General features: G+C 55.6%; 22 protein-coding genes and 1 pseudogene. 18 read left to right on the plus strand and 5 right to left on the minus strand.

Features of this window, described 5'->3' with window-relative positions; genetic code table 11:
• Both I2E45_RS08525 and rfbB read left to right on the plus strand, forming a co-directional pair.
• The coding region (locus I2E45_RS08525) for a sugar nucleotidyltransferase (RefSeq protein ID WP_267472643.1) at positions 1–534 on the plus strand (534 nt) is incomplete at its 5' end.
• A gap of 19 nt (positions 535–553) precedes the next feature.
• Positions 554–1,576, plus strand: a complete 1,023-nt coding sequence (rfbB, locus tag I2E45_RS08530; RefSeq protein WP_195445657.1) for a dTDP-glucose 4,6-dehydratase — start codon at positions 554–556, stop codon at positions 1,574–1,576.
• 595 nt (positions 1,577–2,171) lie between these two features.
• On the opposite strand, the gene I2E45_RS08535 is transcribed toward rfbB, so the two are convergent.
• The 3 genes from I2E45_RS08535 to I2E45_RS08545 form a co-directional block, all read right to left on the minus strand.
• Complete coding sequence (locus I2E45_RS08535; RefSeq protein ID WP_195445659.1) at positions 2,172–2,561, minus strand: hypothetical protein; 390 nt, start codon at positions 2,559–2,561, stop codon at positions 2,172–2,174.
• Positions 2,562–2,585: 24 nt separating this feature from the next.
• On the minus strand, positions 2,586–2,780 hold the full coding sequence (locus I2E45_RS08540; protein WP_117636974.1) for a hypothetical protein: 195 nt from the start codon (positions 2,778–2,780) through the stop codon (positions 2,586–2,588).
• A 105-nt stretch (positions 2,781–2,885) separates the two neighbouring features.
• Positions 2,886–3,362 carry a transposase gene (locus I2E45_RS08545; protein WP_158571641.1) on the minus strand — a complete coding sequence of 159 codons (477 nt, stop codon included), beginning with the start codon at positions 3,360–3,362 and terminating at the stop codon, positions 2,886–2,888.
• Between the two features lie 333 nt (positions 3,363–3,695).
• Here I2E45_RS08545 and I2E45_RS08550 point away from each other — a divergent pair, with 333 nt between their 5' ends.
• The 13 genes and pseudogenes from I2E45_RS08550 to I2E45_RS08610 all read left to right on the plus strand — a co-directional run bounded on the left by I2E45_RS08550 (position 3,696) and on the right by I2E45_RS08610 (position 19,997).
• The gene (locus I2E45_RS08550) at positions 3,696–4,154 is read left to right on the plus strand and encodes a Panacea domain-containing protein (protein ID WP_195445661.1); all 459 of its coding nucleotides are present in this window, start codon (positions 3,696–3,698) and stop codon (positions 4,152–4,154) included.
• The gene (locus I2E45_RS08555) at positions 4,151–4,423 is read left to right on the plus strand and encodes a hypothetical protein (RefSeq protein WP_195445663.1); all 273 of its coding nucleotides are present in this window, start codon (positions 4,151–4,153) and stop codon (positions 4,421–4,423) included. The genes I2E45_RS08550 and I2E45_RS08555 overlap by 4 nt, the downstream gene beginning before the upstream one ends.
• A gap of 55 nt (positions 4,424–4,478) precedes the next feature.
• Positions 4,479–5,096: a hypothetical protein gene (locus I2E45_RS08560; protein WP_195445665.1), complete on the plus strand. Its 618-nt coding sequence runs from the start codon at positions 4,479–4,481 to the stop codon at positions 5,094–5,096.
• A gap of 300 nt (positions 5,097–5,396) precedes the next feature.
• Positions 5,397–6,676, plus strand: a pseudogene (locus tag I2E45_RS08565) (IS256 family transposase).
• Positions 6,677–6,836: 160 nt separating this feature from the next.
• Complete coding sequence (locus I2E45_RS08570; RefSeq protein WP_195445667.1) at positions 6,837–7,292, plus strand: hypothetical protein; 456 nt, start codon at positions 6,837–6,839, stop codon at positions 7,290–7,292.
• Between the two features lie 628 nt (positions 7,293–7,920).
• Positions 7,921–8,556, plus strand: a complete 636-nt coding sequence (locus I2E45_RS08575; protein WP_195445669.1) for a hypothetical protein — start codon at positions 7,921–7,923, stop codon at positions 8,554–8,556.
• A 345-nt stretch (positions 8,557–8,901) separates the two neighbouring features.
• Entirely contained in the window at positions 8,902–9,474 is a 573-nt protein-coding gene (locus I2E45_RS08580; RefSeq protein WP_195445671.1) for a hypothetical protein, read from the plus strand.
• An 817-nt stretch (positions 9,475–10,291) separates the two neighbouring features.
• Positions 10,292–11,389: an AAA family ATPase gene (locus I2E45_RS08585; protein ID WP_195445673.1), complete on the plus strand. Its 1,098-nt coding sequence runs from the start codon at positions 10,292–10,294 to the stop codon at positions 11,387–11,389.
• A 3-nt stretch (positions 11,390–11,392) separates the two neighbouring features.
• A complete protein-coding gene (locus I2E45_RS08590; protein ID WP_195445676.1) occupies positions 11,393–13,699 on the plus strand; it encodes a S8 family peptidase in 2,307 nt (768 codons plus the stop codon).
• Positions 13,700–14,447: 748 nt separating this feature from the next.
• Positions 14,448–16,244, plus strand: coding sequence for a P-loop NTPase fold protein (locus tag I2E45_RS08595; protein ID WP_195445678.1), 1,797 nt, complete (start codon positions 14,448–14,450; stop codon positions 16,242–16,244).
• 274 nt (positions 16,245–16,518) lie between these two features.
• Positions 16,519–17,364, plus strand: coding sequence for a hypothetical protein (locus I2E45_RS08600; RefSeq protein WP_195445681.1), 846 nt, complete (start codon positions 16,519–16,521; stop codon positions 17,362–17,364).
• Between the two features lie 11 nt (positions 17,365–17,375).
• Positions 17,376–18,584 carry an AAA family ATPase gene (locus tag I2E45_RS08605; protein ID WP_195445683.1) on the plus strand — a complete coding sequence of 403 codons (1,209 nt, stop codon included), beginning with the start codon at positions 17,376–17,378 and terminating at the stop codon, positions 18,582–18,584.
• Positions 18,585–18,875: 291 nt separating this feature from the next.
• The gene (locus tag I2E45_RS08610; protein ID WP_195445684.1) at positions 18,876–19,997 is read left to right on the plus strand and encodes a hypothetical protein; all 1,122 of its coding nucleotides are present in this window, start codon (positions 18,876–18,878) and stop codon (positions 19,995–19,997) included.
• A 340-nt stretch (positions 19,998–20,337) separates the two neighbouring features.
• Here I2E45_RS08610 and I2E45_RS08615 read toward each other — a convergent pair whose 3' ends face one another.
• Together I2E45_RS08615 and I2E45_RS08620 are read right to left on the minus strand one after the other, a co-directional pair.
• A complete protein-coding gene (locus I2E45_RS08615) occupies positions 20,338–21,492 on the minus strand; it encodes a hypothetical protein (protein WP_195445687.1) in 1,155 nt (384 codons plus the stop codon).
• Between the two features lie 194 nt (positions 21,493–21,686).
• Positions 21,687–22,229 (minus strand): hypothetical protein, encoded by a 543-nt coding sequence (locus I2E45_RS08620; protein ID WP_195445689.1) that lies wholly within the window; start codon positions 22,227–22,229, stop codon positions 21,687–21,689.
• Positions 22,230–22,607: 378 nt separating this feature from the next.
• Between I2E45_RS08620 and I2E45_RS08625 the strand changes: the two genes are divergently transcribed.
• The 3 genes from I2E45_RS08625 (at position 22,608) to I2E45_RS08635 (ending at position 24,288) form a co-directional block, all read left to right on the plus strand.
• Positions 22,608–23,375 carry a hypothetical protein gene (locus I2E45_RS08625; RefSeq protein WP_229058909.1) on the plus strand — a complete coding sequence of 256 codons (768 nt, stop codon included), beginning with the start codon at positions 22,608–22,610 and terminating at the stop codon, positions 23,373–23,375.
• 205 nt (positions 23,376–23,580) lie between these two features.
• On the plus strand, positions 23,581–23,961 hold the full coding sequence (locus tag I2E45_RS08630; protein ID WP_138112556.1) for a hypothetical protein: 381 nt from the start codon (positions 23,581–23,583) through the stop codon (positions 23,959–23,961).
• Positions 23,962–23,988: 27 nt separating this feature from the next.
• Positions 23,989–24,288: a nucleotidyltransferase family protein gene (locus tag I2E45_RS08635; RefSeq protein ID WP_138112558.1), complete on the plus strand. Its 300-nt coding sequence runs from the start codon at positions 23,989–23,991 to the stop codon at positions 24,286–24,288.
• The last annotated feature ends 1,189 nt before the right edge of the window (positions 24,289–25,477 follow it).

Raw genomic sequence — 25,477 nt, forward strand, 5'->3', positions numbered from 1 at the left:
GCCGTCCAGAACGCCGAGTCGGGGAGGGCCACGGTCTTCGGCTACCACGTGGACGACCCCGAGCGCTTCGGCGTCGTCGAGTTCGACGGCGAGGGCAGGGCCGTGTCCATCGAGGAGAAGCCCGCCGAGCCCAAGAGCTCCTACGCCGTCACCGGCCTGTACTTCTACCCGGGCGACGTGGCCGCCAAGGCGCATAGGGTGCAGCCCTCCGCGCGCGGCGAGCTAGAGATCACCACGCTCAACCAGATGTACCTGGAGGAGGGGACGCTGTCCGTCGTCACCCTCGGCCGCGGCTACGCGTGGCTGGACACCGGCACCATGGAGAGCCTGCACGAGGCCGCGGAGTTCGTCCGCGCCGTGGAGCACTCCCAGGACCTGCCGGTCTCGGTCCCCGAGGAGATCGCCTGGGAGAACGGCTGGATCACGACCGCCGAGCTCGAGGAGGCCGCGGAGGCCTACGGCAAGTCGGTCTACGGGCAGCACCTGAAGAAGGTCGCCGCCGGCGAGATCGTCAACAGCCCGCGCGAGTACTAGGAACTGAGGAGACATGCATATGGCAGAGGAGACCTTCTCCCCCAAGAACATCATCGTCACGGGCGGCTGCGGCTTCATCGGCAGCAACTTCGTCCACTACGTGGTCAACAACCACCCCGACGTGCACGTCACCGTCCTGGACAAGCTGACCTACGCCGGCAACACCGTGAACATCGCGGGGCTGCCCTCCGACCGCGTGGAGCTCGTCGTCGGCGACATCTGCGACGCCGCGCTGCTGGACCGCATCGTCCCGGGCCACGACGCCATCGTGCACTACGCCGCGGAGTCCCACAACGACAACTCCATCGCCGACCCGGAGCCCTTCCTGCGCACCAACGTCGAGGGCACCTTCCGCCTCCTGGAGGCCGTCCGCAAATACGGCGTCCGCTACCACCACGTCTCCACCGACGAGGTCTACGGCGACCTCGCGCTCGACGACCCGGCGAAGTTCACCGAGGAGACGCCGTACCGCCCGAGCTCCCCGTACAGCTCGACCAAGGCCAGCTCCGACATGCTCGTGCGCGCCTGGACCCGCACCTACGGCCTGCGCACGACCATCTCCAACTGCTCCAACAACTACGGCCCCTACCAGCACGTGGAGAAGTTCATCCCCAGGCAGATCACCAACATCGTCGACGGCGTCCGCCCCAAGCTCTACGGCCGCGGCGAGAACGTCCGCGACTGGATCCACACCGAGGACCACTCCTCGGCCGTCTGGGACATCCTCACCAAGGGCCGGATGGGGGAGACCTACCTCATCGGGGCCGCCGGCGAGAGGGACAACATCACGGTCCTGCGCATGATCCTCACGGCCATGGGCCGCGACCCCGAGGACTTCGACTGGGTCGCAGACCGCCCCGGACACGACCGCCGCTACGCCATCGACAGCACGAAACTCCAGCGCGAGCTGGGCTGGAGGCCGGCCCACACCGACTTCGCCGAGGGCCTGAAGCAGACGATCGACTGGTACGTGGAGAACGAGTCCTGGTGGCGCCCCGCCAAGGAGGCAACCGAGACCCGTTACCGCGCGCAGGGGCAGTAGAGGTAACAGCTCATACGAAACAACGGGGGTCCCGGACTAGTGCTCGGGACCCCCGTTTTATTTAGGGCGCAGTTGGCCGAACGTGTCCCTGAATAACGGTTAGTTGGTGGAGCGTTGTGCGTCGTGGGTTGCATTTCTTACGCCTTTGCTCGCGGCCTTCCCCGCCATAAATACTGTGGTGATGCTATTCGCCCAGCTGTTCGCCTACGCGGACGCGCCCGGCGGGGGGCGCATGCCTGCACGACGAGTTGATCGGTTGCGACGAGATGCCCGAAGGCAAGCAGCCGATGGCATGTGGCGGCGCGAGGCGGGGCTGCGGGCGAGGCCCGCGCGCAAGAGCAACACGAAGCGGCTCTCCTAGGAGTGGCTGGCAGGGCTGCGCGAAATCTGCAACGACCAGGTGCGCTGTCCGCTGGCGCACGAGGAGTCCAGGCTCAAGAAGTTCGACAGCGACCGAGACGGGACGTGGCTTGACGACATCCCCCGTCGGCAACGACCACTCGATTGACACGGTGGGGTACGCGATGATGGACGACTCTTGCATGGGTGAGAACGCAGCGTCCAGCTTTTCCCCGCCATCGAAAGGCGCTAAAGGTTAATTTGCCGTCTTCTCCGTTGTCTTGGGGTCAGCCTCTTCGCCCTGCTCGCCGAATACACCCTTGAACTTCGTCATAACGTTTTTCTTTGTCTCGACAATCTTTGGGCGCGCGGTCTCACGCCACCATTTTTCGACATGAGGCTTTGCCGCCTGAGCACCTTTCGCCACCAGATAGCCGACGGCAATTACGGCAATCGCAGCAGCTGCCACCTTGCCGCCGTTCGGATTGGAGGCATCATCTCCATTGCGCTGGCCGTCATCAATACTATAGTCGCCATTTGCCGCAAGCGATGCCTCCAATTCTTCTCTCTGCCTTTTCTTTTCGGCGCGATTGGCTGCAACTGAATCGGAAAGCTCGCGTCTGCGTTCTGAGGAAAGCGGCCCCATTTCATCGAGAATCTCCTCTTCCCATTACGTGGCAACATAGCCAGCATGATTTGGGCTTCCAGTTTCCCTATGCCTCTGCGTGGCATAGGGATGCCCCTTCTCGGTGACCCTATAATCTCCAGGTTCGCCTTCGAGGTATCCTTCTTCCTTCAGCCAGACATTCATCTCCTCAGCATTAAGCCCAACATCCCGCCCCAAGTATCTTGCTGACTTACGCATCGCAAGCCTCCATTCGCTCATCAACAGTATGATAGTCTCGCAAATGTTGATGTAGGTCTCTGCTCTCGAGGGTGGCCGAAGGCTGCCCAAGGAACCGAGAACCACCTAGAATGCCGTCATTCTAGCTAATGTCACACCGCCTCCCCGCCGGGAACGGGGCTGTCGGCCACACCGAGCCCGATGGTCCTGGCCGCGTGCTCGGCGGCGGTGCCCCCGTAGGCGTGCTTCGGCGTGTTGGTCCTTGGCGCCCTCCACAGCCCTGCCGATGGAGTCGTCGTCGAACCAGCAGAGGCCCGCCCAGTCCTCGTCCTTCTCGGAGAACATCGCTCTCATCATCCCGATGGGCGACTTTCTGTTGGGGAACACCTGCACCACGCGGCTGCGGCGCTTGGGCGCGCGGTTGGCGCGCTCCTGCACGTTGTTGGTGCGAAGTCTCACGTGGTGCTCGTAGGGGAAGTCGAGGTAGGCCAGAGCGTCGATCTCGGCCTCTTTGAGCACCTCGGCCGCCTTGGGGCAGAACCCCTCGGTCTGCTCGATGGTCATCTGGGAGCTCGAGTCCGGGCTCGCCGACTGCAGGGCCACGCGCGCCATTAGCGAGGGGCGCGGCGACCGCGAGATACACGGTAGCGACCTTGGGCGCACGTGCGCGCTTCTGCAGGTTCGAGCGGAAGGCGGTGAAGTGATAGGTGAGGACGTGAAATGGGCGTTGGGCATTGCGGTCACGGCGCTCGTGCTCATGTCGTTCCTGTCGCTCGTGCCGGTGCTGGGGCCGTGGAGGACTAGGGGGGGCGTTTGAGACCGAAACCCCCGCTGGAGGGCCGTCCGTTTTTTGTCCGGACGAGCTGAGATGCTTTTATCTCGATAAGCGCAGATGGGAAGCACATCACTGGTATGATTTGGCTAAGGAGGAAACAGATGAAAGTCCAAATCGGGACAGAGTACTGCGCGATGGAAATCGCCGAGTACGCTGTCAGCAGGCGATATCGCCACGACACGCCAATCAGCAATCTTCAGCTCCAGAAGATTCTTTACTTCCTGCAAGTCATACACGCGAGCGAGACCGGCGAGCTGCTATTCGCCGACCAGTTTGAGGCATGGCCCTACGGCCCGGTCATCAGAGATGTCTACGTTAAGTTCTCTGACTGCGGCGGCTTCCCGATAAAACGTGAGTTCGACATTAAGATAAATGATTCCATCCGCCCTTTCCTGGATGCAGGGGTGGACATGCTAGCTGAGAAATCCCCATGGGAGCTCGTCAGGATCTCACACGCCGAGGGGTCCCCGTGGGACGTCATCTACAACCAGAAACGCCTACACAAGGGAATCATCCCAAATGAGCTGATCATGCAGTGCGCTAGCGAGGTCTCTGAGTGACCGAGCAAGACTACGAAAAGGCGGCCGAAAACTTCGGAAGGGCCCTCTCTCTGCTTGCCAGCAAAATTGGGACTCTTTCGAAGCCGCCCCTGAAGGTTCCCCCTATAAACGCAGGCAGCGACGACGCAGAGAAACGCAAGGCTCTCCGAGACATGCTCGAATCGCTCGCCAGCACGGACGATGCCGCGGTGCTCTCCCAAGAGGACATCCGCCGAGCCTCGAACTTCTTCGCAAAGCTATATGGGGGGGAGCGAGCCCTAGCGCCATAGATATGCCGACATCTGCGACTTGGTATTCAATGCACTCGGGCAGTCCTCTGGGGACTTGGACGAAGGGGTCCCCTATTCGGTCAACTGCCTCGCCGAGAACATTCGCATCATCCATGAGTACCTGACGAAGCATGGACTTTGTGACCAGGCGAAAAGTGTCCTCAAACTCGCCGACCACATCGACCTGGAAAAGACGAGGCTGAGCCACGACATCGAACAGCAGCAGGCCATGCGCGCATTCAATGCGGCAATTGCCGAAGTGAAAGCGGAAAGGGATGAGGCGGACCAGAAACGCGCAGAGCTGGAAAGGGAGTTCGACGAGCGCCTCGACAAGACGAGGATGGAGTACATCGCGATCCTCGGCGTATTCGCGGCGGTTGTGCTCGCCTTCAACGGCGGCGTCGGGTTCTCGACTTCCGCGATGGGCGCGCTCGGCATTGACGGCGGCATACGCGCCATCGTGCTCCTCGCCGCGCTCGTGGGCTTCGTGCTCATCAACACGGTGTGCATCCTCCTCGTGTTCATCTGGAAGATGTCCTTCAACCACCGGAATATCGAGCTGGGAAAATGGCCGAGGAACTGCCTGATCGCCGCAGACGTCGTCCTCGTGGTCGTTATGGCTGCGATGATGGCGCTCTCCCACCCTGGACTCAGGGGGTTCATCGGGCTGTAGCCCGAACGCGACGCCAAGGGCCGTCCTCCGGGGCGGCCCTTCTCCTGGCGACACGTCCAGGAACATAGCCGTGCGGTAATCCTCCGCCGCATGGGGCACCGGGAAGCCGTCCTTTGGGGCGGCTTCCCGCTTTTCGCGGCGGGGCGCGATTGATTGGGGGCGAAGCTTGGACGCCGACGGATCGCGTCGAAAATGTTGGTGTAAGGGCGGCGCCCTAGCGCCCGTTTAACGAAGAACGGCCTTCGTCTTAGAATCTGAAATCACCACAACAACAGGTTCTAGGAAAGGACGAAGGCCGCTATGGAAATCTTATCAGACCCGACGCCGGACATGCTCGCCATGCCCCGGTTCGACGACGGCGCCATCGACATGCAGGAGCTGCTCAGGCGCCTCGCCGAGCAGGTCGTGAACGCCGTGATGGACGCGGAGGCCGACCAGCTGTGCGGCGGCGGGGCGAACAGCCGCAACGGCTACCGCGAGAGGGCGCTCGCCACCTGCGTGGGCACGCTGACGCTTCGTATCCCCAAGCTGCGCTCGGGCAGCTTCTTCCCCGAGGACGTGATTGAGCGCTACCAGCGCGTGGACCGCGCCCTCGTGGCCGCCGTGGCGGAGATGTACGCCACCGGCACGAGCACCCGCAAGGTGCAGCGCGTCGCCGAGAAGATGGGCGTGTCCAGGCTCTCCAAGGACCAGGTGAGCGCCATCGCCTCGAGCCTGGACGCCGACATCGAGGAGCTCTGCGGAAGGCCGCTCGACGGCTCCCCGGTGCCCTACGTCTGGCTCGACGCCACCTACGTCAAGTGCCGCCGCGGGGGCCGCGTGGCGTCCACCGCCGTTGTCACCGCCATCGGGTGCGACGCGGGCGGCTGGAGGCGCGTCCTGGGCGTCGACGTGGTGGATACCGAGTCGTACGACCCGTGGCTCGCCTTCCTGCGGACGGTCCGCGGCCGCGGCGTCTCCGGGGTGGAGCTCGTCGTCTCGGACGCCCACCCGGGCCTCGTCCGCGCCCTCGGCGAGGTCTTCCAGGGCGCCGCGTGGCAGCGCTGCGCCGTCCACCTCATGCGCGACTGCATGCGCGAGGCCGGCTCCTGGCAGCTCAGGCGCCGCGTGGGCAGGATCGTCTCGCAGGTGTTCCGCGCCCGCGACGCCGCCACGGTGGCGGCCATGTACCACGCAGCGTGCGACATGCTCGAGGAGTGCTGCCCGGGGCCGCGGCGGTGCTTGAGGAGGCCGAGCCCGACGCCCTGGCCTACCTCGACTTCCCTCCGACCCACTGGAAGCGGCTGCGCACCAACAACGTGCAGGAGAGGACGAACAGGGAGATAAAGCGCAGGTCGCGCGTGGTCCAGGTATTCCCGTCCACGGGCTCGCTCGTGCGGCTCGCCGGCGCGGTCATGTGCGAGCAGGACGAGATATGGCAGGAGTCCAGGTACTTCTCGGAGGCGAGGATGAACGAGCTCTACGACGAGGGGTGCAGGCGCGGAATCGAAGGGCGGGTAGACTGGGCCCAGCTTGAGGCGGAGGCCAGGAAGATGATAGAGTCCGGCCTCGAGCTTGCGGACAGGGTCGAGACGGCATAGGATATCACCGTATTCCAGGTTCCCGGACGCCGGGCAGACTCGCTTCGGTTCGGGCGCTACACCAACTTTCTCGACACTACCCGCCGACGAGCCGCTGGCGAACCCGCGCCACGAGACATACTGCCGCGAGCGCGTGGCCGGCAAGACGTAGAGGTATGCGATGTTTGCCGCATGGCCCGACCGCTCGCGCTGGAAGCCCGAGACGGTGGACAACAAGGCCTGCAAGCTCGAAGCCGAGCATGAGGTCAAGGCATGGATTGGCCGCTTCAAGAGGCCCGCAGCGGAGAAGGTCACCACGACGCGCGCCGAGGTGCTCGCGGGCATAAGTTATACCTTCCAGGCGGGCATAGCGCGCGTGCGCGGCACCGGGGACGGCAGGCAGCTGGACTACACTTCGGTCAACGCCGTCACGCAGCTGGGCAAGACCCTGCTCGACGTGCTGCCCAAAGAGGGGGAGGCGGCCGAGGCCGAGCGGTCCTTCTGCATGGACTCTGGGTCGACGAGTCGACGCTGTCAATCTACCACGCCGACGAGCGCATCGCCACGCACCGGTTGCTGCCGCCCAATATCAGGAATGTTACCGTCAATGGGAAATCGGCCAATTGGTTGTATTTAGATTAGCCCTAACGCAACTGCTACTCCAACGTTGACGAGGAGGGCGCATACGCCGTCCGCCTCGCCGAGCAGGAGGACGTGCTTGCTGAAGGCGGGCTCGTCTGGCATTCAAATACGTCAAGCTTACACCTTTCCGGTCAAATCTTGCTACAGCCCTGGTGAATCCAGACGCGAGGTTTTGTAAGGCCTCTATAAGGCGGAATCTGTAGAAGAGGGAGACTGTGTTATCGTGCGCTTCGACGATAATATGCTTGGAGAAAGGTTTTACGAGCTCTACCGCGTGCTCTTTTACCCTGGGCTTCACGAGAGGCCTGCGGCCAGAATGCGGGGTATACGACGGGAGCAACGAGCCGTTCGCCGAGTGGGGCCCGACGACCTGAAGCCTCTCATAAATGAGACGGACATGAAGAGACGGGGCTGATCTTTCGAGACTCTACGCGCGCGGACGCTTTACCGAAGGCAGAACCTCGAACGGATCCTCGTGAGCGATGAGCCGCAATAGGTCCGTGCGCCAACGGCCCGGCCCCGCTCTACGTCACCGAGCCCGTCCACGATGGCGAGGCTGTGGACGAATTCGTCGACCCGAGGTTGGGGGCGAGGATAGGCGCGAAGACAGGAGAAATTCTCTGATGGATAGTGTGTTCAATGACCATGTATTCCCTAAATACAAGGATCAACAGGTCATAAAGCCTCAGATGGATGGATTCAATGACCCCACTTTGAGAAATTTCACGCTGCTGGACTCGTCTGCCTTGATGAAAGATGAGCTTAAAGCCGACAGGTTCGACGATGAATTCATTAGATCTTTCCTCAATGCCGCCAAGGAGCTTGCGGCCGCCGGGAGAAGAGCGACCGACAGGCCGGGCATGTATGTGTTCCTGGAGCATTCCTACGCGATTCCGGTGATGTTCCTCACAAGGCACTGTATTGAGCTTTCAATCAAGAGGGCGATAAAAAGATGTGGGGCTAAGCCTAAGAAGGACCACAACCTTACGAGCCTGTGGAACTCCTTGCTCTCAAGGTTTCCGAGGCAAAAGTGCCGTGAAGATAATAGAACCATCAAGAACATGGGTGCTTTTGTAAAAGCCATTGCCGACGTCGATGACAACGGCATCAGTCTTCGCTATCCGCAAGACAAATCAGGCAGACTGACGCAGGACAGGCCGCTATTCGTGAACGACGAGGCAGTTGTCTCGTATTTGGAGAAGTTCGTAGAGCAGCTTCAACTGATTAACTTCGACTATCTTGCCGTGAATGGTAAATAAGTGGTTGGAAACCGCTGTTTATTGTTTGTGAAAACCATTGGTTGGAATCATGGTTTCAGATCTAATCCCGCTACAGCCCTGGTGAATCCAGACGTGAGGTTTTGTAAGGTTTCCATAAGGTGGAATCTGTAGAGGAAGGAGACTGTGATATCGTGCGCCCCGACGATGATATGCCTGGAGAGGGGTTTTACGAGCTCTACCGTGTGCTCTTTTACCCTGGCTTCACGAGAAGTCTGCAGCCAGAATGCGGGATGTGCGACGGGAGCAGCGAGCCGTTTGCCAAGTGGGGCCCGAAGACTGGAATTCTCTCTTTAAGACGGTGGCGCTGGCGGAAGGGCTGACTAAATGATCACGGATGGCGTTGTGATTAGTTTCAACGGTCAAATCGATTTCGGCACGGTTGTTGCTCTCCTAGCTCTGGCACTCACTCTCCTCCAGTGGATTGTCTCGCTGATACGTGGCCGCCGGGAGGCCGCGCGGAGTCAGGCATCGGCCATCTGCGCCCGCGTGGTCAGGATGCCCGAGGGGGAGATGGCCACGGTTGGCGGGTGCAGGGTTCATTTCGCGCCCCAGTTCGGCCTAGAGGTGATGAATAATAGCAACGACGTCATTTACCAAGTTATCCTCACTGCCGTGCTCGTCCAAGGTGCTGGGCCTCAAGACGGAAGGGACGTCGAGGGGTGTGGCGGCAGAGTTCTACTCTCGTCCGTTGCTCCGGGCAAAACCGTGAGGCCCATCGGGTATCTCGATTGCTCGATGCATAAGACCTTCGGCTGCGAGGTGGCTTTCACCGATCGCTATGGACGCAGTTGGGTGCGGAAGAGTGACGGTCATTTGTGCAGGATTCGATTCAAAACGCCCGTCGATTATTATGGTCTGATGCTGCCTGTAGAGTGGATGGACTTCGATGAATGGTAATCGACATGCTCTGGTTTTGAACGAAAAGTCCCAGAGACGATCGATAACGATTCTTCTTTTATATTCCGCTCGCAGATAGACCCCGCCATGTTGACCACCGAACGCATCTTGACCGATGTGCTCGTGCCCCTCTTCGGGCACAGGACCATCGATTAAAAGCTGTTTCTCTGCAAGGGACTGCGCGACGCGGGCATTCCCAAGAGCAACTTTCTGAGCGACCGGCTCGGCAAGCACCCGAATAAGCCAATCAACCGGTGCACTTCCGACAGGGTGCTACTTTTGGCAGACATCACCCTGAGGGGCAAATGGAAGATCTCACAGGCAACCGCCTCTAACATGATTCGCTCGTTCATCCTCTGCTCAATCTCCCCGCACAGGGCATCAACTGCCTCGGCGATCTTGGCGGCCCCGGCCGCCCGGCCCTCAAGCTCCTTAATGCGTCCTCTTGCTTGGCGAGATGGACCTTGAGCTCGTCGGGGCCATCGTCGGTGGCGGCCACTTCTTCTTCCGCATGCTGTGCTTGTTCATCTGGTTGCTCTTGCGGGTCCTGCTGCGTCTCTGCCGCCTGCGCACCATCGGTGCCCCCCCCTTCATGGGAACCACCCTCGTGAATCACGCAGGCAAATGCCCGCTCGAATGCATGTCAAGAGCAGAGTGTTTCTCTGTCACAAGTTTGAAGTCAGCTCACGCCAAATTTCATGTAACCTTGTGCCACTATTTTAGCTTCTGAGGGCTTTGGCACAATCTAAAAAATACCCGCTGTAACTGTGCTATCTTAAGCATGTTCCATCTTTCTGAGACTGAGAGGTAATGGTATATGGACGCAATAGACTACATGCCTAGGCTGGTGAGAGCCTGTTTAGAGAATGACAGAAGACTCGTAGAATCAGTCTCGCTCACGGTGTCCCGCAAGCTGAGACGCGATCGTCCCGATCTCGCTTCGGAGATTGCTGGGGCGCTTGCCGCATCTGGCATGAGAAGCGAGGCTACCCGTGCAGCCGAGATAAACCCGCTACCGATCGACCGAGAGACCCGCTTCTCTCTCGTAGAGCTCATAGAGCCAACCGAGCTTCCGGATCCCATTCTCGATGCTGCAGCCACAAAAGAGCTTGGCGACTTTCTCAAGGAGAGAAGTCTGATTCAGCGGTTTTTCGAGGATGGGATCGAACCCTCGAACAGCATCCTCTTCATTGGCGCTCCGGGCGTGGGCAAGACATACACGGCCAACTGGCTTGCATACAAGCTCGCTCTTCCACTCATAACGCTCGACCTCGCAACCTCGATATCCAGCTATCTCGGTCGATCCGGGCAAAACATCAAGAGTGTCTTCGACTATGTCCGCGCACAGCCTGCGGTGCTCTTCCTGGACGAGTTTGACGCAATTGCGAAGCGGCGTGATGACGAGGGTGACCTCGGCGAATTGAAGCGCCTTGTGAACGTTCTTCTCAAAGAAATCGAGACATGCCCTAAGGGCAGCATCGTGCTTGCAGCAACAAATCATCCGGAGTTGTTGGATAGGGCGATTTGGCGGCGCTTCGACAGAGTTATAGAGCTGCCGCTTCCCGAGGAGGATGAACGCATGCGACTCTTCGAGAGGCACCTGCCCAGCGACCGCTTCACGCTCTCGTCAGAGGTGCTCCTACTCATGGTCGAGAAGAGCGCGGGCATGAGCGCCGCAGACATTTGCAAGCTTTGCGAGCACATTAAGCGCCAATCAGTGATGAACCCGGGCGAGAGCATAGAAATCATTTCTCTGAGCGAGCTGTACTCCAAATGCAAGCCTCAAACGAAGCAGGATAAGAGTGAGGCATGCATAAAACTCAAAGAAATTAAACCAGCTCTTACCGTGCGAGACGTTGCGCGGATCGTCGGAGTCGGCGCCTCGACGGTCTCCCGTTACATGAAGGAGGCATAAGCCATGTTCGACCCGCTGCCAATTCTTGCCCACGGCGAATCGTATGCTCAGCCAGTTCAGAAGAAAACCGGTGGAGGTCCTAGGCCACGGCCACATGAGTACGAAGAGGCTAGGGTCCGCCTCCTTGCTAATATCGGCACTGTGTCCAGGAAGATACAGACCGACCCCGATTCCTATCTTGAGGAAAAGGTGGTTTGTATACGTATGGAGCCCAAGTTCGAAGCAAAGTCCTATGCACCCTCATCGGTGCTCACCTCTTCGGACGAGTTGCAACTCATCGGCGGCAGGAGATACAAGACAGGCAACGTGCAACCTCAGAAGAACAGCGATGACGAAGACGCAGGAGAGCAGCCTGAGTTCGCAAAGCTCTACTTCCTGCGAACGACCTCAAAGGGCATCGCCGATTTTGAGAACGCGCTTCGCACCGGGTCAAACACATCGGATGCATGGCGCAACGAGGTAATGTCCATCCGTTCCTTCGATCTGCTTGAGCCTGAGGAGAAGATACTTGGCTTCGATGCGGAATGGAAAGAGGGCCTGGTCGAGGCCGTGCTTCATCCGCTCCAAGAAAGCGCCGAGGATGCCATAGACCTGTTCTGCAAGGCAGCAGGCCTCGGTCGTGACAAAATCGAGGTACGGACATACAAAGACGGCGTTACATTCATCGCCGCACAGTTGAGCAGGGAAGCCACTATGGCAGCAGCGAGAATCAACCCGCTGCGCACGGTTCACCCGATGGGAAGAATCGCCTTCGAGCCGATACGGAGCGCGATGAGCGCGCCAGCACCGCAGGTTGCTGCAGCCCAGAATGTCCCACCTGTGACCGTCGGCGTCTTCGATGGTGGATGCAATCCCAATGTCCCGCTCCTCGCCGGTTATGTCAATGCGCATGATGCCGTTGCATCACTGCCCGACCAAGGCGGCATCGACCATGGAACGGGAGTCTGCGGAGCCGTGCTGCATGGCGAGCTTTCCGGTAAGGGAGCTAGTGACGTCCTCCCTGCACCCGAGGTGAAGGTTGAGAGCTTTCGAGTGCTGCCGCCGAGCGATCCCGTCGACATTGACCTCTACGAATCGATTGACGCTATCGAGTACGTAGTCGGGCATTATCCTGACATCCACCTGTATAATCTCTCGTTTGGCCCCACTGGCCCCATTCTCGACGACGACATCAGCCGCTTTACTTATGCGCTTGATGTGCTGTCGTACAACTGCGATGCTGAGCCGCCCCTCTTTTGCATTGCGGCCCGCAATGACGGTGATTTGCCAAGTCCAGATAATCGTGTGCAGTCACCAGCGGATCTGGTCAACGGCATCGGAGTTGGCGCGTTTTGTATAATGCCTGATGGTACGAAAGCACGCGCTCCTTATAGCTGTGTTGGTCCGGGAAGAGAGGGTGCCAAAATCAAGCCCGACCTCCTTGAGTATGGAGGGGACATCAACAAGCCATTCGTGGTGGTTGCCTCAAGCGGCAATGCTTTAGGCGCAAGCGCGGGTACCAGCTTTGCATCCCCCTTACTCGTCCACAAGCTTGGCAGAATGATGTCGCGAAGCGAGGATATCTCACAGCATCTCGCCCGGGCTCTGGCCCTCCACAATTCGGAGCACAGTGATAGCTTTGTTCGAGAGGAGTACGGTTTCGGCATTGCTCCAGATGATCCATCGACTTGTCTGAACTGTGACGACAACCGTGTCACCACGCTATATCAAGGCACGCTCAGACCCAAGCAGCTTGTCTCGCTGCCGATATTTGCCCCCGGCATCGAGTCGGCGAAGGGGCTTATCACAATCAGTTGGACCATCGTTGCAGTCTGCAAAACGAATCCCAACGATTCGGATGCCTACACCTCAAGCTGCATAGTAGATACCCTCATTCCCCACGCCAACAAATTCACGTACTCGCTCAAAGGTACAAGCTATAGGCATACGGTGAATCTCGCCACCGAGGAGGGGCGTATCAAGGCGGCTGAGCTTGAACTACAGGGCTACACCTCATCAACCTTGCCGGTGAGCAAGCCTGCAAAGAAGTACTGGGAAGAGTCAGAGTTACGAGCCAACGACATGAAGTGGGACAGTGTCATCAGCAGGACACAACGCATGAAATCAAGCTCATTGTATGACCCGAAGCTGACGCTCCAATCCATATTCCGTAACAATAACGATCCCGATGCGCTCACTCGTTACTATGCTGTCGTGACGGTCGATGCTCCAGGCTACAATGGCAGTCTTTACAACAGTACGCTCCAGGAGTATCGCAACTTGCAGCCAATCAAGCTTAGGATTGAGCCGCGTCTTGAGGCAAGGAGTTAATAGAAGGGACGGCCATCGTGCATAATTGCCTGATGGCCGTTCTGCTACATACAAAGCAATAGATAGTATTAGGCAGACAAAACGATGCCTCTCTTGTCGAGTAACCTGTCTACTGTGTTGAACAATTCTTGAAAGTTTCCAAGGGTCACATTAACGAACTGATACCTTAGGTCTTTGGAATGTAGACTCTCTCTCCGAAGAGCTCAGTAATCCCCAAGTTGAATTGTGACTTGTCATGGCGACCTTCTTTTTCGAGGAAGGTCGCCATGACCCCATTCCGGTCTTGTGATTATTCGCTGATTATTTCATCAGTTTTGGTATGCCGTTCCATGCCGCACTGGCACGAGCTCCACGGTAGGCTGATACACATTGACACTAAGAACCTCTACGCGCCCGCAAGAAGCGTTTTCTTTTCAGAACAATCCAGATGGCACGAAGCGTGCCTTGGCAACGGGTAGGAGCTGATGCTGGCTTAGGTACTGTAAGTGGCAGTAAAGCTGTAGCTAAATCTAGAACTTCGAAGTTGTCTTTGGAGTTGGGCGCATCTATAGTCGAGATTCCTGAGTCCATGGGTCGGACTTTCGCATCGGCGTCGCCTCAAAACACATAACGTGGACTGAGCATGGTTCGACCGCCAGCTTTCAATCAAGCTTATGCCATCATTGTTGTGAACGGGGCGACCTCGGTTGTGGGTTGATATAGCGCAGTGAAAGAAATCTTTCGCTCTAAGTTGATGCAGGAGGGAATAATGGAGACATGCCGGTCAAAAGAGCCTGCTGATCAGCTCATCGATCATATTGATTCCTATCTCAAGGATAAGGACAATCAATATGCAATTGCACTTGAGGGAGATTGGGGATCGGGAAAGACCCGATTCATCGAAGGGAAACTCAACGAGTATCTCGAAAAGGGCGAATACAACCTTGTCCGCGTTTCCATGTTCGGAATTGCCACTGCTGATGATCTATACGAACGTATTGTGATGGCGTTTGTACACCTTAGCGATAAAGGTATGAAGGCGCAAGCTGCTGCCAAAACTATAGGGGGCGCCCTCAACGGTATTTCGAGGGCTTTAATTAAAAGAACGGGATTATCGGTGAATCTCGCCGTCGGGATACAATCCGTTGCCTGCCTAATGCTCAAAAAGAAGCACTTTCTTGTATTCGATGATGTGGAGAGGCGTTCTAAACATAGCGACGATTTGGCGCTATTCGGAACGATGAACGATCTTGTCGAAAGACTTGGATTGAAGGTCATGCTGGTTTCAAATGCCTGGGAAGGAAGTGATGTGCAATCGATGCGAGAGTTCGATAGGGACGTACGCGAAAAGCTAATTTGGAAAGTCTATCCTTTCAAGCCGTGCCCGTCTGCATTGGCCAAAGAAATTCTCATGGGAGATTGTCGCCCATCGGAAGACCTTGATATGCATAGCGCCATACTTGCGGGGGTAGAGGCCAGCGGATGCGTAAATGCTCGGGCAATGATTCGTGCTCATGAGCTAATCAGAAGAATTTGCAGCCTTGAGGTGCTTCAAAATACAGGAATTGCACTTCAAAACCGGTTTTACGCTCTACGGGACGCAGTCCATTTTGCTTTGTTGACCTCCATGGGGAACGCACCTTCCATGCCACAAAACGGAAAGCCAGAGGAATGGCTCAGTCCGGAGGCGCTGGAATACGATCGCAGAGTGTCTCTTTACGAGCAATACTCTGATTTCTCCGTGATAGGTAAGGCATTCGACCCTTCAGGCGATGTAGATATTGAAGATCTCGAACAAGGGTTTAAAACATACATTTGGAAACGGTACCCGAGCAACCGCGATACCCTCGAAGTTAGGGAGATCGCTAAAAGTATGCGGTGCGCTTACGATCTTGATGACGATAATGTAGATGGCCTCGCGCAGCGTTACTATGATTTAGTTACTAGAGCACATTATTCAGTCGATTGTTTGCACGACGTGCTCGAGGTTTATTACCTGCTATCTGACCTCAAATGGGAATGTCCATTTTCGCAAAATGACTTTATCAAATATTGCAAGAAAGTGATCGATGCCGATCTAGACAAAGCTTCTGAGCTCCTCTCTGGACCAGTATTTAGTGCAGACGAAAGGCGGAAAAGACGGGCGCTCGCCGAAGAACTTGAGCGTTATGCTCGGACAGAGCTGAATAAAAAGATGTCGAGTCAGTTGATGATATCTGAGGGAGCGGAGGGACTGACGGGCAGGGAGATTGCTCGACTTCTCAACGATGCTGCAGAACGCGATGTCAAAGTGTTGGTTAATGCTAGTCCGAGAGTCATTGTCGAGTCATTTTGTAGAGAAGATGCGGCGAATCAAGAGGCGCTTCGCAAGTTCTTTGTGCATCTTCATAACGTTTGGATTCCGGGTGGGGTGCCATCGGCGGATTTAGTTGAATGGATACTTGAGATAAAGACTGCACTGGAAGAAACGAACGTTGAAACGAAAACTGGATCAATGAGAAGGCGTTTGTTCTTGAGAAATCTGGAGGAGCTTGAGAGCCGATTTGGGTATCCCGTACAGAAGTAGCACCGATGCTCCACTTGCCGTGCGCTTCAGTGCCAGCGGTCTTGTTTTGCGCTTGCGCGGTGCCGGCTTGATTTCATTTGTTGCATAGATTGAAGGATGCGCCAGTCACGTCTTCTTCGCTTGCTCACGGTCTTCTGTCCGTCTCGGCTGCATGGTGGGTCCGATTGCTTTTTCGGAGTGGCAATGATACGTATGGTGTGAAACGGATGGTACGCGGATAACGAGGGGCGGAAACAACGACAGCCCCACGCTAAAGGAAAGGAGCGGAGGAACTATGCCAGAAAATAATATACCAGGCCTCTTCACCGTCTACTACATGAATCAGCAGAAGGTGTTCGAGACGAGGATGCTCCTGGACAACAAACTCAAGACTACAAGCTCCAAGGAAAACCAGAACGGGACGACAAAGAGAGCATCATCGAACGCCGAAGCGGAGCTCAACCCTCCCTTTCTGACGAAACTCAGGGCAAAACTCGAAGGAAGCGTCAGGCACGAAAAACAAGAGAAGATCGTGGACACCCTCGAATACGTGAACACAAATAGCCGGATGCTCGCCGACATAATGGAGCATTGCAAAGCCCCCGAAAGCGGAACAACGCTTGCAGAAGGCGACCTCGCATACATCGGCGATGTCTCGCTGGAGCTCATCAATGAGGAGGAGATTCGAGGCATCATGGCGATCATGAGCGGGACCTTCGACGGAATCACCGTCCCCGATGCCGGAGACCTCGACATCGGCCACATGATGCAATCCTTCATAGGAGACGGCGCAGCCTTCAAGCTCAGAGGAAACCGCGCAAGAAGAAGAACGCCGCTGTACGCGAAGATTCCCCTCGATGGAGAAGAAATGTTCGAAAGCGGGTACACAATCGACGACCTGCTCATCGGAAAGGTCGGCATCGTCGGGATATGCAAAGGGAAAATCACCCCGGCCCAGATGAAGAGCCCCCTCGATTACTTCCAACAGCCAGACGACCCGAAACGCACGCCGCAGAACGACATTGTTATATGCGGAAAGAACCTGTCACCCACCGCCATGACCGGCGGCGGCAATCGGATAGAACAGGGCTATTACATAGACATCCTTGCTGTCATTCAGGCAGTGTCCTTCGAGGCTTGATAGGCAACGCCATGCGCAAACTCGTCACATACAACAAATCCCAGTATAAAGCCCTGATCGACCAGCTCGGAGACGGCGGCTTCAAGTTGATGTCGCTTCTCGAACTACACGGAAGCGACCAAATCTCCGAGCTCCTCTCCGAGAAAAAGCTCGTCGTGGACGTTTCATCACTTGTGGGGTTACTCTCGGGCGATCTTCAGCTGGCATCGAAATTCGAGCTCCTCGTCCACCAGCTACCCTTTGGCACCCTCTTCATCGGAGACTATAAAACCGTGAACGAAGGAGCATGCCAATTGAGAACCATGTTCGACGACATTATAGAATGCGACATCGAGATCGATAAGGACGCCCAGAAGGACAAAAGAGTAAAGAGAACACTCGTATCCCTCGACGAACTCGAATTCAAACAGGTCCTCACCACCCTCGAAAGCGAGCTCATAGGCCAGATCGAATTCAAACGCTCCTTCGAATCCCGATCGCGCAGCTTCAGGCTCTTCAACGCGCTCGACGAGCAGCCGGTGTTCTCGTTGCTCCTTCTTGGCCCTTCGGGTGTCGGGAAAACAGAAGTCGCCAAGATTCTCTGCGAGGCAATCGCGCCATGCCAGCCCCTCCCTAAAGTCAATCTTGGGAACTACAGCAGCAAGGACTCTCTAAACTCCCTGATTGGCAGCCCGAGAGGATACATGGGAATCGAAGAAGGCGAGCTGGGAAAGAAGATCGACTCGTCCGATGCCGGAATTCTCCTGGTGGATGAGTTCGAGAAAGCTGAACCCGCCGTCTGGAACTTCTTCCTCGATCTCCTCGAGACAGGATCGTTCACGGACTCCCAAGGGATGGAGCACGATCTCCGCGGGTTCATCATCGTATTCACGACAAACTGCCCCCTCGGGAAGATCAATGAAACTTTCCCGGCAGAACTCCTCTCCCGCTTCAATTTGATGAGCCACTTCTCCAAGCTAAGCGTAAGCGACAAAAAGTTCTTTGTCGAAAGATACGTATCCATGTTTGCCAAGAAGTACAGGGAGACTGCTCCCAGTGGCTTGCCGACATTGCCGGACGACATCGCCGACAGGGCAATGATGGAAATCGACATTGAAGCGACCGAAAACATCCGGATCCTCAAGAACACAACAAGATCTTGGATCAGCGAATTCGTAGAGAAGGCCCGAAAGAGCAGTTCAATCGCGACGCAGCCCTCCATCATCAACGCCCAAACATAACGAATATATGTTCTTATTGCATCGCATCTACATTACGAAATTCAGATTGCTTGAGATGTCTTGACGCAAGTTCAGATTCACTTCGGAGTATCATGCTGTCAATTTGAAGGATGCTACCTGCGCTTTTGAAGAATCGAAACGGAGGTTGTAAGCCGATTCTTCCTTTCACCGACTGGCAAAACGATTTACACCTAATTGTGGGAGTTGCCCACGCGATTTCTCTTTGCTCCTGCATCGATCTCGCTAAACTAATAACTGCTGCTACCAGGGCATTTTCTGGTGCACATTCTATTGGCTTCTGCGAAGATCGGAGCGGGTATGTTTGCTGCCGAGTCCTACACCAGCCGTCATCACATTGCGATTTTTAGCATGGCCTGCCTATGCGTTTTGCTGGGCGGGCCTTCTTATGCCGCGGGCGCGGAGAGCCTCATCATCGCGGGCGCGACGTACTACGAGCCGGGTGTGTCGGGCCCCGGCTGGGCCTGGACCGATGCCGACCACCTGGAGCTTAACGGCTACGCGGGCGAGGCCATCGGCGCCGAGGGCGACCTGGTGCTGACGCTTGCCGAACAAAACTCCGTGACGGAGTCGCATGCGCCCGATGCGGACATCACGCTGTGCGGCATGGAGGTGTGGGGCAACCTGACGCTTCGCGGCACCGGGACCCTGACGGCGACGGGCTCGCAGTGCGGGATCCACGTTTCGCAGGTGCTCGTGGTGGACGGCTGCACCGTCGATGCCCGGGCAGGCGGGGCCGATATTACGGACGAGGCGGTCGCCGGCGTGATCGCAGGCGACATGGCCGTGCGCGGCGGCGGGCGCGTCGTTGCAGCGAGCGCCGGGTCCGGAGCGGGCGTGCGCGCCTACGGCGTGTATCTGCAAGATGCGGGCCTTGGCGATGGTGCGTCCGGCTGTCGGCTTTCTGTCGACGCCTCGTGGCTGGATGCGACCGGTGCCGATGGCGGCGTTGCGTGCACGGGCGGGTCGCTTGTGTCTGCGCGGTTTGTGACGCCTGCCGGCGGGGCTTTTGGTGCTAGCGGCGTGGTGGATGCCGGCGGCGCCGTGGCGACGCATGTGGTGATTGAGCCCGATGTGGCCACGCCTCCGGCGGGGGAGACCGACAGGGGCGAGGTGTCTGACGATGGCGCGGACAAGTCTCCCACTGATGCTAACCCCGCTGCCGGAGAGCTCACTACGGGACCCACGGCAAATCCCGCGCTGAAACCCGCGGCCACGACAACCAAGACAACAACGACAGTGACCAAGACTACGATCGCCAAGACAACCAAGCCCAAGCCTGCTACAGCAACGACGTCGTCGCTCCCCAAGACCGGCGACAGCAACTGGATCGCCGCTTCCGTGATGCTTTTCCTGCTTGGTACAGTACTTCTAGCTGCCGCATGTCGTTGTTGAGATAGAGGCCATTTGGAAGAAAGGGACATCCACAAGGTATAACTATTTGCGTGTTTGTCTATAGGCACCCAATTATCGAAGGCAGAGGCCATACGGACGTGATCATGGGCTGAATCGTGACATGCGACCCAGGTCCACATGAATGAGAAAAGCATTCAATAATGTCGCAGGTTAGACTGAAGGCAACGAAAGGGCACCGGGATCTTTGTCGACCCTGGTGCCCAAGCGAAAGACCATCAGAGTTGCCTCGCAATATTCGACGGTGCTAAAGCGGGCAAATATTAAACCGGACTCATTGGTGAGCTGTATGAGCTGGTTTCTTAGTGACACCCCGGATTGTCTATAAGCAAAAGTCTGGTGTTTCGGAAATGTTGTACCGTACGCCAAAACTGTCAATCTCTTGTTTTAATACAGCCCACTCAATTTCTAAAAGCAGCCGCATAACATCGTAAATTGTCACAATGCCTCGAATCCCCTTGCTCCTCATCCGCACGAGTTCGTAAATCAATTGAACAGAAATCGTTGCTGTATACGGTTCACCGCTTCTATCAAGATTTAATGCTCTTGCAGCATCAATGATCGCGGTGCCAAATAGAAGCTCAGGGCAAATCCCTTCAGCGGGGTTTTCGATTGTGATATTTACCTTATCTGCGCAAAGCTCAATTTCTGTTTCTCCGGCTCTGCTTTGTTTGAGAAAGGGTTCCGTTTTACCTAGACCTAAATATTCCGTTCTTTTAAGACGCTGCCTGCGGCAGCTCTCCTTAAACATATTGTTACGACAATCTATGATGGCGGCATTCGCAATCTGGTCAGTCAGGCATGGGTAAAAACCTATTAGGATCCAATCGACCTCGCAAGATGCCTTGAAAAGGAGATTGTAAATTTCCGCATAAAGTGGGCATTGTCCACTGTCGAGGCGGGCCACTCTTGTTCCATCGTGAATGAATAATCCCTGAAAATCTGAATGAATTTCAATTAAATAGCCCAATTCAATGCGTCCATCATCACCGCTAAGTTCAGTAAGGTGATTGCGGTATTTAGGTAATTTACGAGCATGACCTGTTTTTCCACCAAACAATCGGGCATCTAGAGAGCGCATCAGATCGTCACAGCATGCACAGCTTTGATGATATTTTGCCAACGAGACATAGTTTGCGACGATGCTCGCCAATTCCTCCGGCAAAACATCGTCGGCTTCAAGCCTTGGCATTAGCTTTTCGCGCTCAGCTTTCATCACAGATGTGAACTCAGCAGATTTTGATTGAGCGTTTCGACCATGTTTGATGTTATGGTCGATTCTAAAATGTTCCAAACCAACAATGGATCCATTTTCGCGGGTAATAACAATATCAGGGCACTCGCTGCCTGCATTAATAGATCCATTCACCTTCAAGGCAGCTTTCTTCTTGTAACCGCCCGAGACCATCGACAGCTTAAGAACATCATCGAACACTTGCTCTTCGTGCGCGTTCTGGTCGCTTTTGTTCTTGCTCATGCCGGATCCTCCGCCCTTATAAGTGAAACATAATTCAACTCGCGCCTTTTAACGTTGTCGATAGACGCTCACTGAAAGGTAAGCAATTCAGCAATGTCATCAAGGGAGCCAAGTCTCAAATCCTGATAGGGAATGAAGCCGTTGAACACATTGTGCGTCACACCATCCCAGTCCTCCTGTTTAAAGTCGATATCTCAGTCGTGGCCAGTGACGATTCGAAACTCATGTTGATATTCATATGCACGATTCTTGTGAAAAGGAACTTCACTGGCTGCCTGCTTAAAGTTGGATAACGCCACATTGGGCTCAAATATGTCTCCGTCATAAGAAACCAGTCCAAAATTGATACCTTCAGGTTCCGCTTCCTGAAATCGAAGCAAAAACTCGACAGGATCCTTAATCAAAACTGCAGCGCCTCTATTTGAAAATTCGTCTTTAATGCGCCGCCCATCCTTACTCTGTAGGAAAAATTGATAATTCGAATCTTCAAGTGCCGTCATGCAGTAAATTGCACGACTTGAACCAACAGACATAAAACTTGTAAGGAGACCCTCGTAGGCATCAGACCTTCCATCTCCCGCCTCTTTTGATCTAAATTCATCAATCGCCTGCAGGTAGGGGATTCCCTGGATAAGTTGTTCCGCATAAACTCTCTGCGTAACAAATTTGATTAATGACCCAACACGCCACTGCTCAAGTGCGCCGGCAATTTCCGATTTAGAGATTCGCCGAACCATACAATCATCTCCTTGCTGCTATTCTTCACTTCTTATCAGAACTAATCCAGTGAGCTTAAACGATGGTGTATATCTATCAACGTTCTCCTCATGCATTGTCAGATGACGCCGATTCGACGACGAAAGATGACTTGATCTAACCAGCCCCATAAGCTCACCAATTATTCCGCTAGAGTCGTACAAGCTCATAATGAAATGGCTCTGATAAAAGCTAGTGTCTTATGCGTAGAATTGCTCAATAAGTGGAGTCGTGAGATTACTGGATTTTGTAGAAGACTTCTTGTGGAGAGGAACACGTTGGCTGAATATATATGCTCGTTTATCTCTTTAGCATTGGCGTTTGCCGTCGCCGTTGTACAGTATTGCCAGAGTAAGCGCATGGAAGAACTCGAGCGTCGCCAGGACGAGAGGGATGAGCGTAGGCACGCCGAAGGGAGTAAGGCACGAGCGATTGAATTCATCTCGAAGCATTACGCCGACAGAGGCCTGATTCCGCTATGCGCCGTTGCCGCCATGCACAATGATCTTTTCCATTATTCACGTAAGATGTATTGGGAATTCTGCTGCCTTGTGCCGGAGGTGCAGAATCTGATTCTTAAATACTGCAATCTTGACTTGCGGGTCAGGGGAGAGGACGACCTGTTCGTCCGTTGCATCGCCGCAGTCGAAGCCGCCCTCCGTGACCGCTTTCCAGAAGATGAACCTGTTCTTTATGATGATGGGAAATACGTGCTTCGCAGTCTGGAAAGGTATGCGGGGGAGAGACTGCCAGCACCTCGGGTTGGCCTTCTTCCTGAGTGCTTGGACTCTTCCTTCCTGCCCCCTGATAGCTGTACCCCGGGGTACGATTACCTTATCCGTAAGGTACTTTCCGAGGCCTTCGAATCGAGGGATGCTTCCTTCGCCCCCATTTCCTATCTAAAAAATGAATATCAATTCGAATCGAGCTCCGAGATTGAGGCCTGCCGATTCGCGTCGACCATTGCATTCTACGCGGCGACCTACGGCTCTGGTGACGAGGCCAACGATAAGGACTACGGGTGCCCCGGCGGTTTCGATGGCGAGAGAATCGAGACCATGGAAGACCTATTTCTTCTTACTGTCTTCCAGATATATACCAAGCTTCTGCTTCCGAACGAAGGGTAAGAAATAACACGAGGCATTCGTTATTTGACTCTGCCTAATTCTGCCAAAATCATTTTCGATACCTCACTCATTTCCTTCATTACTTGGGCATACTTAAATCAGAAATTGGTCGTAGGGCGCGACCAACGAAATCAAAAGAAAGCCCACTGAGAAGATGTCTTCAATCTCTTTGGGTTGGAGGCATTTTCTTTTTCGGAGAGTCTGCATGAATTCTAAAAATGTCTTTTTGACAAACTCGTTCTACAAAGAACATCCAAACCATCTAGTCTGCTCTTTATACTCGGATATAAACACTAAGGAGGTAGACGTGTTTTGGAGCTATGTTCAGCTTGATGACGGCACTCAGTTTGCCTACTCAGAGACAAGAGATGACGGGACCGTTCGCGTAGCCGTCGAGCGTCCGGTTGACCTTGGCTTTGACCATGCAGAATGCTTCTTGCCTGCGGTTAATTGGTTCAATGTCGAAGGATTTTCTATTGACGATCTGGATTTTTTGACCGAGTTCGTTAGATCAAACGCCCCATTTATCTTCGAGCTTGCAGAACGGCAAAAAGCCGGACCGGCGGTTTCGGCGCTGGCCCCCTGACGTCTACTGTTGAACGGCAAATAACCCATGATTACGCCTACCGACATATCCACCGCCGCCTCCCGCGTGCTTGCTCAATACGACGTCAGCGAAGCATATTTATTTGGCTCGTTTGCCCGAGGCGAGCAAACGCCCAATAGCGATATTGACTTGCGCCTAGTCTGCGGCAACGCCATGACGTTCGGCACGCTTTACGAACTCTCCCATGAGCTCGAGAGGGAACTTGGGCGAAAGGTTGAAATCGTCACCAACCCACCAGAGCACATGCGCCCAGCATTCCGCAAAAGCATCAAGCAGGAAGAGATACGCCTTTATGTCTCAACATAAACGAAACGATGAGCTTACGGATACAACCCTACAGCCCTGTCCTCCCAAAGAACCTAACGCCGAAAGCCTAGAGGCCATCCGCGAAGGGGATGCGTTCTTTGCCAGTGGAGAACTAGGTCGTTTCGACAACTCCGCCGACCTTATCAATGCAGCTCTAAATGCCCCTGAAATGTGAGAAAACTCAATCACCAAAGAGACGGCCGTCTTGGAGGTGCCAGATCGGCGAGGTACGTACCTCGCCATTTTTGTCCTTCGACGGATAGCGGTACTATCCAGCCTTCTGGCATATCCCGAGAGCCGACGAGCGCGACCGTGTGACTTCTGGGTTTGCCTTGCAGCTCTTCCCATTCATTTGTATGCTTGACTTTGATTTTGGTCGTAAGGCGCGACCAACGGAATCAAAAGAAAGCCTGCCGAGAAGACCTTGGTCGCAGAGCACGACCAACGCAATCAAAACAATGCTCGCGGAGAAGGCGCTTTCAATCGCATTGATTGGAGGCGCCTCTAATACCAAGAGATATCTACTCTGCCGGAGAGCCAGGAGCAAAGGTGGCGGTCGAACGCGCCTGATAACGGGTATAGCTCTAACGAAACCAGTACTACGCTTGGATCCAGGACCTCGTTTCCGGAAGCCGCACGACCAGTGGACTCGCCGAAGAGTTGCGCCGCGGTTGCATTGTGGGCGCGGGCGACCCGTCACCCGTATAGAATCAAAGCATCCGCACGCCAGCTATGAGATGGATTGGAAGCCACATGGAGATCCCCAACACCCTGTACAGCAATGTATACGACTTTGCGTTTTGCCCCGAGCCCTGCTACGACCGCTTGGTCGATCTCGCCGACCCCGAGGACTGGGGCCCCGGCAACCGCATCCTCAAAAACTATCTGTCGTTTTCGTTTAGCCGCGCGGTGTTCCTGACCGAGCGCGACGTGGACCAGACTGCCCCATTACAGTTTGAGTCGTCCGAAAGGGCGGCTCTTTTCCGTTGCATGGTTATACGATTGAGCCGTACCGGTGGTCGCTGGCCGACCGCCCCGGACGGCCGTCAGCCCCTGCCCCGTAGAGGGCCCGGGACGTGTTGCCGCCGGGGCGGGAGGGGCCGCGGGGAACGACTGATAGAGATGTGCCGGGCCCGGACCGGGCCACGGCCGGGTAATGTGGGTGTCGCTTCCGCGGCTTACGGCCGGC

The organism is Collinsella aerofaciens (assembly GCF_015555045.1).
GTDB classification, from domain to species: domain Bacteria; phylum Actinomycetota; class Coriobacteriia; order Coriobacteriales; family Coriobacteriaceae; genus Collinsella; species Collinsella aerofaciens_W.

What these genes read in the sequence shown, in the direction of transcription:
- rfbB (WP_195445657.1), top strand. Translation starts at nt 554, where the DNA reads ATGGCAGAGGAGACCTTCTCCCCCAAGAACATCATCGTCACGGGCGGC.
- I2E45_RS08535 (WP_195445659.1), bottom strand. Translation starts at nt 2,561, where the DNA reads ATGGGGCCGCTTTCCTCAGAACGCAGACGCGAGCTTTCCGATTCAGTT.
- I2E45_RS08540 (WP_117636974.1), bottom strand. Translation starts at nt 2,780, where the DNA reads ATGCGTAAGTCAGCAAGATACTTGGGGCGGGATGTTGGGCTTAATGCT.
- I2E45_RS08550 (WP_195445661.1), top strand. Translation starts at nt 3,696, where the DNA reads ATGAAAGTCCAAATCGGGACAGAGTACTGCGCGATGGAAATCGCCGAG.
- I2E45_RS08570 (WP_195445667.1), top strand. Translation starts at nt 6,837, where the DNA reads ATGTTTGCCGCATGGCCCGACCGCTCGCGCTGGAAGCCCGAGACGGTG.
- I2E45_RS08575 (WP_195445669.1), top strand. Translation starts at nt 7,921, where the DNA reads ATGGATAGTGTGTTCAATGACCATGTATTCCCTAAATACAAGGATCAA.
- I2E45_RS08580 (WP_195445671.1), top strand. Translation starts at nt 8,902, where the DNA reads ATGATCACGGATGGCGTTGTGATTAGTTTCAACGGTCAAATCGATTTC.
- I2E45_RS08585 (WP_195445673.1), top strand. Translation starts at nt 10,292, where the DNA reads ATGGACGCAATAGACTACATGCCTAGGCTGGTGAGAGCCTGTTTAGAG.
- I2E45_RS08590 (WP_195445676.1), top strand. Translation starts at nt 11,393, where the DNA reads ATGTTCGACCCGCTGCCAATTCTTGCCCACGGCGAATCGTATGCTCAG.
- I2E45_RS08595 (WP_195445678.1), top strand. Translation starts at nt 14,448, where the DNA reads ATGGAGACATGCCGGTCAAAAGAGCCTGCTGATCAGCTCATCGATCAT.
- I2E45_RS08600 (WP_195445681.1), top strand. Translation starts at nt 16,519, where the DNA reads ATGCCAGAAAATAATATACCAGGCCTCTTCACCGTCTACTACATGAAT.
- I2E45_RS08605 (WP_195445683.1), top strand. Translation starts at nt 17,376, where the DNA reads ATGCGCAAACTCGTCACATACAACAAATCCCAGTATAAAGCCCTGATC.
- I2E45_RS08615 (WP_195445687.1), bottom strand. Translation starts at nt 21,492, where the DNA reads ATGAGCAAGAACAAAAGCGACCAGAACGCGCACGAAGAGCAAGTGTTC.
- I2E45_RS08620 (WP_195445689.1), bottom strand. Translation starts at nt 22,229, where the DNA reads ATGGTTCGGCGAATCTCTAAATCGGAAATTGCCGGCGCACTTGAGCAG.
- I2E45_RS08625 (WP_229058909.1), top strand. Translation starts at nt 22,608, where the DNA reads ATGGAAGAACTCGAGCGTCGCCAGGACGAGAGGGATGAGCGTAGGCAC.
- I2E45_RS08630 (WP_138112556.1), top strand. Translation starts at nt 23,581, where the DNA reads ATGAATTCTAAAAATGTCTTTTTGACAAACTCGTTCTACAAAGAACAT.
- I2E45_RS08635 (WP_138112558.1), top strand. Translation starts at nt 23,989, where the DNA reads ATGATTACGCCTACCGACATATCCACCGCCGCCTCCCGCGTGCTTGCT.